This window comes from Mesorhizobium sp. YM1C-6-2 (assembly GCF_003666685.1).
In the GTDB taxonomy this organism is placed as follows: Bacteria; Pseudomonadota; Alphaproteobacteria; order Rhizobiales; family Rhizobiaceae; genus Mesorhizobium_K.
In genome coordinates this window covers 928,575-939,821 of sequence record NZ_RCIZ01000001.1, presented here as the reverse complement: position 1 = coordinate 939,821, position 11,247 = coordinate 928,575, and the positions used below count along the sequence as shown (strand labels likewise).

11 protein-coding genes and 1 riboswitch are annotated in these 11,247 nt (G+C 65.9%); of the genes, 5 read left to right on the top strand and 6 right to left on the bottom strand.

All coding sequences use genetic code 11. The annotated features are described in order from the left end of the window. Positions 1-6: 6 nt before the first annotated feature. Positions 7-1,116, bottom strand: a complete 1,110-nt coding sequence (locus D8676_RS04490) for a 2'-deoxycytidine 5'-triphosphate deaminase (protein WP_183096970.1) — start codon at positions 1,114-1,116, stop codon at positions 7-9. Positions 1,117-1,214: 98 nt separating this feature from the next. After that, a riboswitch (SAM riboswitch) is annotated at positions 1,215-1,292 on the top strand. Between the two features lie 56 nt (positions 1,293-1,348). On the opposite strand from D8676_RS04490, the gene D8676_RS04485 reads away from it, so the two are divergent. Beyond that, a complete protein-coding gene (locus D8676_RS04485) occupies positions 1,349-2,536 on the top strand; it encodes an O-succinylhomoserine sulfhydrylase (protein WP_121579599.1) in 1,188 nt (395 codons plus the stop codon). 731 nt (positions 2,537-3,267) lie between these two features. Here the strand turns inward: D8676_RS04485 and D8676_RS04480 are convergent. Further along, entirely contained in the window at positions 3,268-3,597 is a 330-nt protein-coding gene (locus D8676_RS04480; protein WP_121579598.1) for an MmcQ/YjbR family DNA-binding protein, read from the bottom strand. A gap of 118 nt (positions 3,598-3,715) precedes the next feature. Between D8676_RS04480 and D8676_RS04475 the strand changes: the two genes are divergently transcribed. The 3 genes from D8676_RS04475 (at position 3,716) to D8676_RS04465 (ending at position 6,157) form a co-directional block, all read left to right on the top strand. Then, positions 3,716-5,173 carry a hypothetical protein gene (locus tag D8676_RS04475; protein WP_121579597.1) on the top strand — a complete coding sequence of 486 codons (1,458 nt, stop codon included), beginning with the start codon at positions 3,716-3,718 and terminating at the stop codon, positions 5,171-5,173. 113 nt (positions 5,174-5,286) lie between these two features. Continuing rightward, complete coding sequence (gene apaG / locus D8676_RS04470) at positions 5,287-5,679, top strand: Co2+/Mg2+ efflux protein ApaG (RefSeq protein ID WP_121579751.1); 393 nt, start codon at positions 5,287-5,289, stop codon at positions 5,677-5,679. 19 nt (positions 5,680-5,698) lie between these two features. Beyond that, entirely contained in the window at positions 5,699-6,157 is a 459-nt protein-coding gene (locus D8676_RS04465) for a GFA family protein (protein WP_121579596.1), read from the top strand. A gap of 99 nt (positions 6,158-6,256) precedes the next feature. Here the strand turns inward: D8676_RS04465 and D8676_RS04460 are convergent, their stop codons facing one another. The 3 genes from D8676_RS04460 to D8676_RS04450 form a co-directional block, all read right to left on the bottom strand. Further along, positions 6,257-7,267, bottom strand: a complete 1,011-nt coding sequence (locus D8676_RS04460; RefSeq protein WP_121579595.1) for an Hsp33 family molecular chaperone — start codon at positions 7,265-7,267, stop codon at positions 6,257-6,259. A 101-nt stretch (positions 7,268-7,368) separates the two neighbouring features. Continuing rightward, positions 7,369-8,286 (bottom strand): ornithine carbamoyltransferase, encoded by a 918-nt coding sequence (gene argF, locus D8676_RS04455; RefSeq protein ID WP_121579594.1) that lies wholly within the window; start codon positions 8,284-8,286, stop codon positions 7,369-7,371. A 13-nt stretch (positions 8,287-8,299) separates the two neighbouring features. Beyond that, positions 8,300-9,496, bottom strand: coding sequence for an aspartate aminotransferase family protein (locus D8676_RS04450; RefSeq protein ID WP_121579593.1), 1,197 nt, complete (start codon positions 9,494-9,496; stop codon positions 8,300-8,302). 403 nt (positions 9,497-9,899) lie between these two features. Here D8676_RS04450 and D8676_RS04445 point away from each other — a divergent pair, with 403 nt between their 5' ends. Further along, the gene (locus D8676_RS04445; protein WP_121579592.1) at positions 9,900-10,409 is read left to right on the top strand and encodes a GcrA family cell cycle regulator; all 510 of its coding nucleotides are present in this window, start codon (positions 9,900-9,902) and stop codon (positions 10,407-10,409) included. Positions 10,410-10,498: 89 nt separating this feature from the next. Here D8676_RS04445 and phoU read toward each other — a convergent pair whose 3' ends face one another. Beyond that, entirely contained in the window at positions 10,499-11,227 is a 729-nt protein-coding gene (gene phoU / locus D8676_RS04440; RefSeq protein ID WP_121579591.1) for a phosphate signaling complex protein PhoU, read from the bottom strand. Positions 11,228-11,247: the final 20 nt, after the last annotated feature.

Here is an 11,247-nt window from a genome sequence, read left to right as displayed (position 1 = left end):
CCCATCCTAGTCCGGAACGCGAAAATGCTTCGACAGCTTCAGGCCCTGCGCCTGGTAGTTGGAACCGAGGTCGGTGCCGTAAAGGGCCTTCGGCCGCTTCAGCATGTGCTCGTAGACCAGGCGGCCGACGATCTGGCCGTGCTCGAGGATGAAGGGCACCTCGTGGCTGCGCACCTCGAGCACCGCGCGGCTCCCGGTCCCTCCGGCCTCCGAATGGCCGAAGCCCGGATCGAAGAAGCCGGCATAGTGGACGCGGAACTCGCCGACCAGCGGATCGTAGGGCGTCATCTCGGCGGCATAGAGGGGCGGCACGTGCACCGCCTCCTGGCTGACCAGGATGTAGAACTCGTCCGGGTCGAGCACGAGCTCGGGCGCGCCGTGATTGTAGAGCGGCTCCCAGAAGTCGAGGACATCGTGAGCATTGCGCTGGTCGACATCGACAAGCCCGGTGTGGTGCTTGCCGCGATAGCCGATGAGAGCGCCCTTCTCGCCACTGAGATCGATCGAGAGGGCTATGCCGCCGCCTGAGATGTTGGGCGGCTCGGTGGCGACGAGCGTCTCGGCGCGGTGCAGGATCTCGAGCTCGCCTTCGGAGAGAAGGGCGTTGCCGGTGCGGAAGCGTATCTGCGACAGGCGCGAGCCGGTGCGCACGACGATCGGAAAGGTGCGCGGGCTGACTTCGAGATAGAGCGGGCCGGAGTAGCCGGCCGGTATCTTGTCGAACTCGCGGCCATTGTCGGTCATGACGCGGGTGAAGATGTCGAGGCGGCCGGTCGAGCTCTTCGGATTGGCCGAGGCCGAGATGCCGGCCGGCAGGTTCAGGCCTTCGAGCAGCGGCACGATGTAGACGCAGCCGGTCTCCAGCACCGCGCCGGCCGCGAGGTCGATCTCGTGCAGCTTCAGCCGATCGAGCTTGTCGGAGACCTTGCTGGTCGGGCCCGGCAGGAAGCTCGCGCGCACGCGCCATGCCTTTTCGCCGAGCCTCAGATCGAGGCTCGCGGGCTGGATCTGGTCGGGGTCGAGCGGGCGCGGCGCGGCAAGCGCGCCGGACTGGAACAGCGCGGCGATCTCGATGTCGGGAAGAATGCCTGTCTGGCGCAAGCGATGCGTCTCCATGCGGCATGGCTCGCCCGAAGGCTTCGCATACGTCCATGCTGGCCAAGTGGTTTAGCAATCGGCGTGATTGACGCAAGCCGGAGACGGGTCTAAAGGGTCCGTTATCCCGTGGTGATTTGGCCGGTCGGCTTGCAGCCACGTTAAACAAGTCGCTAAAGGACCGTCGGCCCGCCAAGGCCTTGTGGACCGGTTGCGACTTTCGCGGCCGGTTTTTTGTTGTTTGAGGCATGCGATGACCAAGACGCGCAATTGGAAACCGGCCACCCAGCTGGTGCATTCGGGCGCGCTGCGCTCCCAGCACGGCGAGACGTCGGAAGCGATCTACCTGACACAGGGCTACGTCTACGAGACCGCGGAAGCCGCCGAAGCGCGCTTCAAGGGCGAGGAGCCGGGCTTCATCTATTCGCGCTACGCCAACCCGACGGTCGACATGTTCGAGCGGCGCATGTGCGCACTGGAAGGCGCGGAAGACGCCCGCGCCATGGCGTCGGGCATGGCCGCCGTGTCGGCCGCGATCCTGTGCAGCCTCAAGGCCGGCGACCATATCGTGGCGGCGCGGGCGCTGTTCGGCTCCTGCCGCTGGGTGATCGAGACGCTGGCGCCGAAATACGGCATCGGTGCCACGCTGATCGACGGAACCGACATCGCCAACTGGGAAAAGGCGGTGCAGCCGAACACGAAGCTCTTTTTCCTCGAAAGCCCGACCAACCCGACGCTCGAAGTGGTCGACATCGCGGCGGTGGCGACGCTTGCCAATTCGATCGGGGCACGGCTGGTCGTCGACAATGTCTTCGCCACGCCATTGCAGCAGAAGCCGCTCGAACTCGGCGCGCATATCGTCGTCTATTCGGCGACAAAGCACATTGACGGCCAGGGGCGTTGCCTCGGCGGCATCGTGCTTTCCGACAAGGAGTGGATCGACAAGAATTTGCACGACTATTTCCGCCACACCGGCCCGAGCATGTCGCCGTTCAACGCCTGGACGCTGCTCAAGGGGCTGGAGACGCTGCCGGTCCGGGTCCGCCAGCAGACCGAGAGCGCCGGAAAGATCGCCGATTTCCTGGCCGGCCGGCCGGAAATCTCGCGCATCATCTACCCCGGGCGCGACGATCATCCGCAGGCTGCCGTGGTGAAGAAGCAGATGAGCGGCGGCTCCACCCTGATCTGCATCGACCTCAAGGGCGGCAAGAAGAGCGCCTTCGCGCTGCAGAACGGGCTGGACGTCATCAAGATCTCCAACAATCTCGGCGACGCCAAGAGCCTGATCACGCATCCGGCGACCACCACGCACAAGAACCTGACCGACGAGGCGCGCGCCGAACTCGGCATCGGCGGCGGCACGCTCAGGCTGTCGGTCGGGCTGGAGGATACGGACGACCTGATCGCCGACATCGGCGAAGCGCTGGACCGGGCGGGGTAGGCCGGGGGTTTTCCGGTCGAATGGGCGGCGCTTCGTTCTGACACGTTGGCGCTGCCCCTCACCTGCCTACCGGCATCCTCTCCCCGTGAACGGGGAGAGGCAAAGCTCTCCACCCACGCGTTTCGTCATCGCCACGCCTCGTTTCCGATCTGGCCGTTGAAAGAAGTCGGGAAGACGGGAGGGTCGTGACCACCAGTCTAAATTTTGTAATGGGTGGTCTTGTCGACCCAGCCTGACCCCTTGGCGTCAGGCGACGGAAGGCTTTGGGCCTCCGCCCCCGTCCGGTGGCTGTCGCCGCTTTCGGCCGGGCACACGTCCTGTCGGCCACGAGATACTCCAGTGGTCCGGGACGTACGGTGCTCCGTCTGCCTCCGTCGCAGACCAGCGACGATAGGCTGTCGCTCGTCCGCCCGGCATGCCGGCCTGTCGGGCGCCCTCGGGACCGTGGAACCGCTTCCACGGGTGGGAGGTCACCGCCGCCCTCCCCGTCATCCGGTCCATGACCCGGGTTCCCGCGAGAGCGATGGGCCAAGTATCGCCGGGAGCCGGAGCGGGTGAGTGCAGTTGCGAAAACTTTTTACGGAAAGGTCGACCGGGATGTCGCCGCCGACGGACAGAAAAGAAAACAGCTTCAGTGGCTTGCCCCATAGGTTGGCGGGGCGAAAAAATCGCCAGTTGCGAATGAGCGAACAAAATTCATTCACGCGGCCATGGCATCGCGTTCCGCCAGCCTACCGCCCTTCGACCAGTTTTCTCGGCGCGACCGAACGCCAGGCCATGCCCATAGCGTGGCGCACGGTTTCCGGGTCGGCGCGGTCGAGCACGACACGCGTCCAGCCTTTCAGCCCCCAGGAACCCTTGACCGGCTCGAACAGTCCGGGCGAGGTCGCCATGACGAGTTGCTGCTCGTCCGGCGACAGTTTCAGCACCGCGCGGCCGTCGGCTTGGCGCAGCGTGGCGAAGATCTTCCCCCGCACGCGGAAATCGGCGGTCTCGAAATGGCTGGATTCGACGGCTTCACGAAATGTCAGGGCGAGTGCCCGAAACTCTTCCTGCTGCATTTTCCGTCTCCTGCCTGTATAGGCAGCGCAATCTTATCGCCGTTTCGGCCAAATCGTTATGTCTTGCCAGTCTGGCGCGAATTCCCAATAGTCGCGCTTCACCATCAGGAGAGTTCCATTGCGCTACGTCTTGCCGTTCCTGTTCGCCCTCTCCGCTTCGCCCGCCCTCGCCCAGACGGTGGACGTCAGCGGCGCTGAGACGCTGACCGCCAATTTCGCGCGCTATATCGGCACGACCGCCTTCGACAAGGGCGTCGTGAAGATCACGGTGCAGGACGACGCCTACCGGCTGGAGGTCGATTTCGACAAGCTGCTGGCGCTCTTCCCGGCGCAGGAAGCGCTGAAGCTCGAAGTCGACCCATACGTGCTCAGCCTCAAGCCGCGTTCCGACGGAACCTGGGACGTGTCGGGGGACGTGGCGCCTGACGGCAAGCTGGAGATGAAGGCCGAGGAAGGCACGCACACCGCGCAGTGGCAGGTCGCCGACGACAAGTTCAGCGGCGTCTACGATCCGGCGCTGGCCGGCTTCTCGACCGCCAGCGGCAAGTTTGGGGCGCTGTCGTCAACCTCGACCGACCCGACGTCGAGCACCGAATTCACCGCCGCGTCGGGAAGCTTCGACATCCAGTCTACCAAGAACGCGACGCGCGGCGTGGACTTCACCGCGCTCCAGACCGTGTCCGACATGACACAGACGATGCGGGTCAGCGCGCCGGAGGCGGGAATGGACCTGCCGGTCGTGATCCGGTCACCCGAACTGTCCTACAGTTCCGGCGCCACCGGGTTCCAGTCGCAGCAACTGCTGGATCTGCTGGCGTTCGGCGTCGCCAATGCCGAGGAAGCCAAGCTCAAGGCGGCGCAGCCCGAATTGAAGACGCTGCTGCGCAACGCGTTGCCGCTCTGGAACCACCTGACCGGCTCCTATGGCTGGCGCGAGCTGTCGGTCGGGACGCCCATCGGCATCTTCAGCGCCGCCAACGCACGGATCGACGTCGCCATGGACGGCGTGCGCAAGGACGGCTCGGTGGCCTACAAGCTCCAGATCGACGCCCTGAAGGTTCCGGACGACGTGCTGCCGGGATGGACCGTGCCGCTGCTGCCCGAGGACATCGACCTGAACTTCGCCGGCACCGAACTCGACCTCGAGGGACCGGCGACGATGGCGATCGACGCGCTCGATCTCAACAGCGATACGCCGATCTCCAAGGAGGTGGGCGACATGATCATGGCCCAGTTCATGGCCGAGCCGCCAAAGCTGGTCATCAACCGCAGCATCCTCCGCAACAAGGACACGGAGATTTCCGCAGAAGGCGCGGTGACTTTCGTTGGAGCCGCGCCGACGCTGACGGCAACGGTGGAAGCGGCCGGTTTCGACAAGGCCATGCAGACGATCCAGGACGCGATGACGACGGCGCCCGAGGCGCAGCAGGCCTATATGGTCGCGGTGGCGGCCAAGGGTTTTGCCAAGATCCTTTCCGACGGGCGCCTGCAATGGGTGATCGAGATGACGCCGGACGGCGCGGTGACGGTCAACGGCGCGATGGTGAAGCCGGCCGACCAGCCAGCGCCTCAGTAACGCCCGGCAGAGAATCCGGCGGCCAGGAGCCGCGCCCGGGACAGATGCGCTTGCATTGCCACAATGTGACCAGCGGCGTGACATATGAGACCGGGCGCAAGGAGTCCCTGCCCATGTACAGCGCCGTCACGCGCAACATCGCCGTCAGCGTCGTGCCGTTCTATCTGGAGGACCGCTCGGACCCGTCCGAGAACCGGTATGTCTGGGCCTACCGCATCACCATCGACAACCAGTCCGACGAGCCGGTGAAGCTGCTTTCACGCTACTGGCACATCACCGACGGCGCCGGGCGGATCGAGGAGGTGAGCGGCGAGGGCGTGGTCGGCGACCAGCCCGAGCTCGATCCCGGCGACAGCTACCAGTACACGTCGGGCTGTCCGCTCTCGACGCCGTCAGGCATCATGGTCGGGCGCTATACGATGCAGAACGACAAGGGCGAGCTGTTCGACGTCGACATTCCCGCCTTCTCGCTCGACCTGCCGGGCAGGCCGCGGGTGGTGAACTGAAGCGGAAACCGAGGGAAAGATGAGCACCGACACAATCGTCAAGGAAGGCGGATGCCGCTGCGAACGCGTGCGGTTCAGGGTGACCAAACGGCCGCTGCTCACCATGGCCTGCCACTGCAAGGGCTGCCAGCGGATGAGTTCGAGCGCGTTCTCGCTGAGCGCCGCGATCCCCGCCGACGGATTCGAGGTCACGCAGGGCGAGCCGGTGATCGGCGGGCTGCACGGCGCGTCGAAACATTATTTCTGCGGCTGGTGCATGAGCTGGATGTTCACGCGGCCGGAAGGCATCGACTGGTTCGTCAACATCCGCCCGACCATGCTCGACGACGCAAGCTGGTCGACGCCTTTCATGGAGACATGGACCGGCGAGAAGCTGCCCTGGGTGACCACGGCCGCCGTGCACAGCTACGAGGCGCTGCCGCCGATGGACGCCTATGAGGGGCTGATCAAGGAATATGCGGAGTGGGAGCGGGCGTAGGCTGCCGGCTGGAGCCTGGAAGCCCCCCAACTCCGTCTTGCCCTCCGGACCGATCCACCTCTCCCCCGACCCGGGGGAGAGGAAAGTCGTCGCCGCGCTTCAGTTCGCGGCGACGAACTCGGTCGGGTCGAACTCGTAGGACTTCGAGCAGAACTCGCAATTGACCGAAATCCGGCCGTCCTCGGTGCTTTCGACGATCTCCTCGGCGGAAAAGCCCTCGAGGATGCCGCGGATGCGCTCGCGCGAGCAGGAGCATTCGTCGGCGACCGGCGTGCCCGGGAAGACGCGCACGCCGTGCTCGTGGAACAGGCGATAGAGCAACCGCTCCGGCTCGATCGTCGGGTCGATCAGCTCGCCGGGCTCGATGGTGCCGGCAAGCGCCTGCACCTCGCGCCAGGCATTGTCGATTTCGACCTCGACCTCGGACGCCCCGTCGCCGCCCGGCAGGTCGCCCATGCGCAGGCGCTCGGGAGCCTCGGGCAGGAACTGCGCGATCATCCCGCCGGCCCGCCAGTGCTCGCCCTCGCCCGGACGCACCAGCTTGGCGACCTGCAGCCTGATCTCCGTCGGGATCTGCTCCGACTGGCGGAAATAGGTATGCGCGGCCTCCTGCAGCGTGGTGCCGTCGAGTTCGACGATGCCCTGGTAGCGCTGGGTGTAGGCGCCCTGGTCGATGGTGAGCGCCAGCACGCCCCGCCCGAGCAGCGTGTCGGGCGCGGTCTCGCCGGCGGCGGTGAGCGCTTCGAGCCGGTCGGCGTCGAAACGCGCATAGGCGCGCAGCGCGCCGGGCGTGGTGAAGTCGGCGACCAGCATGTCGACGGGGCCGTCGGTGCGCGTCTGCAGGATAAACTTGCCCTCGAACTTCAGCGAGGAGCCGAGCAGGACGGCGACCAGGCAGGCCTCGGCGAGAAGCCGCGCCACCGGCTCCGGATAGTCGTGGCGGCCTAGGATGCCGTCGAGCAGCGGCCCGAGCGCCACCACGCGGCCGCGCGCGTCGAGCGGGCCGACCTCAAACGGAATCACATGGTCGTCGCCGGCAAAGCCGAAGTCGCCGAGCTGCTTGTTATCGCCTTTGCTGGTGTGGTCAGGCACGTTCACGGTTTCCAACATGACATATCTCCGGCGCACGGCGATGCCGCCGTCGCGGAGGCATGGGGGTTACGCCCAGGTTTTCAGTGATGCGCGGGAGATAGGCATCACCGGGCGCCGCTTCAAGCGCCGAGGCACCAGGCAAGCACCGCCTTCTGGGCGTGCAGCCGGTTCTCGGCCTCGTCGAAGACGACCGAATGCGGCCCGTCGATCACCTCGTCGGTGACCTCCTCGCCGCGATGCGCCGGCAGGCAGTGCATGAACAGCGCGTCGGGACGCGCCTTCGCCATCAGCGCGGCGTTGACCTGGTAGGGGCCGAAGACGTTGTGGCCGCGCGCGCGATGCTCCTGGTTCATCGACACCCAGGTGTCGGTGACGACGCAGTCGGCGTCGGTGACGGCCTCCTCCGACGATTGCGTCAGGCGCACGTCGCCGCCATTTTGGCGCGCCCAGTCGACATATCTGCGCTGCGGCTCGCTGCCTTCGGGCGTCGCCACGTTGAGCTTGAAGGCGAAGCGCGCCGATGCCTCGAGCAGCGAATGCAGCACGTTGTTGCCGTCGCCGGTCCAGGCGAAGGTCTTTCCCGCGACCGGGCCGCGATGCTCCTCGAAGGTCATGATGTCGGCCATGAGCTGGCAGGGATGCGTGTCGTCGGTCAGCCCGTTGATGACCGGAATGGTGGCGTGCTCGGTAAGCTCGAGGAGGCGAGCATGGTCGGTGGTGCGGATCATGATCGCGTCGACATAACGCGACAGCACCTTGGCGGTGTCGGCGATGGTCTCGGAGCGGCCGAGCTGCATCTCGGTGCCGGTGAGCATGATGGTCTCGCCGCCGAGCTGGCGCATGCCGACGTCGAAGGAGACGCGCGTGCGGGTCGAGGGCTTGTCGAAGATCATCGCCAGCACCTTGCCGTCGAGCGGCCTGGAGCGTTCGCCGGCCTTCAGCCTGGCCTTGCGGGCGGCGGCGTCGTCGAGCATGCCGCGCAGTTCGGCCGCCGGAACGGCTGAGAGGTCGGTGAAATGACGCACGGAACCGGACATCAGACGCTCCGGATCACTTGGCGGCGACGGCGAGCGACGCCGAGACGGCCTTCGCGCCGGCGCGCATGCGGTCGAGCGCCTCGCGGATGTCGGCGTCGGTGACGGTGAGCGCCGGGATCAGGCGCAGCACGTTGTCGCCGGCCGGCACGGCAAGCAGCTTCTGCTCGCGCAGCGCCACGTTCAAGGTCGCGGCCGGCACCTTACACTTGACGCCGAGCAGGAGGCCCTGGCCGCGGATGTCCTCGATCACGTCGGGGAACTCGTCGGCGATCGCGGCAAGGCCCTGCTTCATCAGGAGCGCCTTGCGGTTCACCTCGTCGAGGAAGCCGTCGGAAAGCACGACGTCGAGCACGGCGTTGCCGCACGCCATGGCGAGCGGGTTGCCGCCGAAGGTGGTGCCGTGGATGCCGGTCGTCATGCCCTTGGCCGCCTCGGCGGTGGCGAGCACCGCGGCCATCGGGAAGCCGCCGCCAATGCCCTTGGCGACCGCCATGATGTCAGGCGTGACGCCGGACCATTCATGGGCGAAGAACTTGCCCGTGCGGCCGACGCCGGTCTGCACCTCGTCGAAGATGAGGAGCAGGTCGTGCTTGTCGCAGAGTTCGCGCAGGCGCTTCAGCGACTGCGCCGGGAACGGGCGGATGCCGCCCTCGCCCTGGATCGGCTCGAGCAGGATCGCGGCGGTCTCGGGGCCGATCAGCTTCTCGGCGGCGTCGATGTCGTTGAACGGCACCTGGTCGAAGCCCTCGGCCTTGGGGCCGAAACCTTCGAGATATTTCGCCTGGCCGCCGGCGGCGATCGCGGCGAGCGTACGGCCGTGGAAGGCGCCCTCGAAGGTGATGGTGCGGAAGCGTTCGGGATGGCCGTTGACGTATTGGTAGCGGCGGGCGGTCTTGATCGCGCCCTCGATCGCCTCGGCGCCGGAGTTGGTGAAGAACACCTTGTCGGCGAAGGTCGCGGCGACCAGCCGCTCGGCGAGGCGCGTCTGCTCGGGGATCTCGTAGAGATTGGAGAGGTGCCAGAACTTGCCGGCCTGCTCGACCAGCGCGGCGACCAGATGCGGATGGCTGTAGCCAAGCGAATTGACGGCGATGCCGGCGCCGAAATCGAGATAGCGCTGGCCGTCATTGCCGACCAGCCAACTGCCCTCGCCCCGTTCGAAGGACAAAGGCGCCCGCGCAAAGGTATCGAAAAGCGCCGAACCGCTCATTATATGCGTCTCCGGAACCGGTATCCGGGCCTGCCGCCGAGGCGGCTTTCGTGCCCGCGATGCGGCCAAAAATCAAAAAAGCCGCCCAAGCGGCGGCCAACCGGGGCCATATTGTGACTTTCGATCGTGAAGTCAACGGAAACGTCGCGAAGCTGGCGTGACAGAAGCCTTTCCCCGCTAGTCCAACCGTACAGGAGGGCAAGTTGGGGAAAACTGCAAAAACCGATTCGTGTTGCATTTCGGACTCTTGTCACCGAGTCAGCCAATAGAGTAATTTGAAGCCAACAAAAACTATATCTCGTGCGGCAACCCTAATCCTAAGCGTATATGTGGTGTCGAACCCGGCAGCGCCGGGATGCCGATGGATTCCGGATTCCGCACGGTCCACTGGAGCGCCCTAGCCATGAACTGGACGGACGAACGCGTCGAACTTCTGAGGAAACTGTGGTCGGAGGGCCTGAGCGCCAGCCAGATCGCTGCTCAGCTGGGCTCGGTCACGCGCAACGCCGTGATCGGCAAGGTGCACCGGCTGAAACTGTCCAGCCGCGGCCGCACCACCACCGCAGCCCCGCGGCAGAAGAAGGCCGCAGCGCCGGCCGGCGGAACGAAGAGCGTGAGCCGCGCCTCGACCGTCACGCGCATGACCACCACCTCGATCGGCGCGACCGCGCTGCAGGCGCAGTTCGACGTCGAGCCGGTCGTCCGCTACCGGCCGGCGGAAGACGTGGTGGTGCCGATCTCGCGTCGGCTGCAGCTCGTGCAGCTTTCCGAACGCACCTGCAAGTGGCCGAACGGCGACCCGCTGACCGAGGATTTTTCGTTCTGCGGCAACGACACCGCCGAAACGGGCCCCTACTGCACCTTTCACTCGAAGGTCGCTTTCCAGCCGGCGGCGGAACGGCGCCGCAGGTAAGCTGCCGGCAATCGGCATCAGGCATAGAAAAAGCCGCGGTCGCCTCAGCGCGACCGCGGCTTCTTTTTGTTGTTCCTGCAGCCGACTGCCTACTGGCTGCCGTCGGCATCCCCGCCCGACAGAACCACCTTGTGGCTCTTGTCTTCCTTGGGCCGTTCCAGCGGCATCTGCTCGCCGGTGACGATGTAGAAGATCGTCTCGGCGATGTTGGTGGCATGGTCGCCAATGCGCTCGATGTTCTTGGCGCAGAAGAGAAGGTGCGTGCAGGGCGTGATGTTGCGCGGGTCTTCCATCATGTAGGTGAGAAGCTCGCGGAACAGCGACGTGTACATGGCGTCGATCTGGTCGTCGCGGTCGCGCATGAAGGCGAGGCGATCGACCGAGCGCGAGGCGTAGACGTCGAGAACTTCCTTGAGCTGGGTCAGGGCGAGCTCGGCCAGCGCCTGCAGGCCGCGGAAGAGGCTGAGCGGCTGGCGCCCCTCGGTAACGGCGACGACACGCTTGGCGATGCTCTTGCCGAGATCGCCGACGCGTTCGAGATCGGCCGCGATGCGGATCGTGCCGATCACCTCGCGCAGATCGGACGCCATGGGCTGGCGCTTGCCGATGACAAGGATCGCCTTGTCGTCGATCTCGCGCTGCGTCTCGTCGAGGAAGTCGTCGTCGGCGATGACCTTGCGCGCCAGGCCGGGATCGGCGTTGACCAGCGCCAGCACCGCCTGATCGACCATGCGCTCGGCATGGCCGCCCATCGCGGCGAGACGGTTGGCGAGGTATTTCAGCTCCTCGTCATAGGAATGGACAATATGCGTGTTCATGGCGGCCGACGGAGACTCAA

Coding starts and splice junctions, on each gene's coding strand:
- D8676_RS04490 (WP_183096970.1), bottom strand. CDS start 1,116: ATGGAGACGCATCGCTTGCGCCAGACAGGCATTCTTCCCGACATCGAG.
- D8676_RS04485 (WP_121579599.1), top strand. CDS start 1,349: ATGACCAAGACGCGCAATTGGAAACCGGCCACCCAGCTGGTGCATTCG.
- D8676_RS04480 (WP_121579598.1), bottom strand. CDS start 3,597: ATGCAGCAGGAAGAGTTTCGGGCACTCGCCCTGACATTTCGTGAAGCC.
- apaG (WP_121579751.1), top strand. CDS start 5,287: ATGTACAGCGCCGTCACGCGCAACATCGCCGTCAGCGTCGTGCCGTTC.
- D8676_RS04465 (WP_121579596.1), top strand. CDS start 5,699: ATGAGCACCGACACAATCGTCAAGGAAGGCGGATGCCGCTGCGAACGC.
- D8676_RS04460 (WP_121579595.1), bottom strand. CDS start 7,267: ATGTTGGAAACCGTGAACGTGCCTGACCACACCAGCAAAGGCGATAAC.
- argF (WP_121579594.1), bottom strand. CDS start 8,286: ATGTCCGGTTCCGTGCGTCATTTCACCGACCTCTCAGCCGTTCCGGCG.
- D8676_RS04450 (WP_121579593.1), bottom strand. CDS start 9,496: ATGAGCGGTTCGGCGCTTTTCGATACCTTTGCGCGGGCGCCTTTGTCC.
- D8676_RS04445 (WP_121579592.1), top strand. CDS start 9,900: ATGAACTGGACGGACGAACGCGTCGAACTTCTGAGGAAACTGTGGTCG.
- phoU (WP_121579591.1), bottom strand. CDS start 11,227: ATGAACACGCATATTGTCCATTCCTATGACGAGGAGCTGAAATACCTC.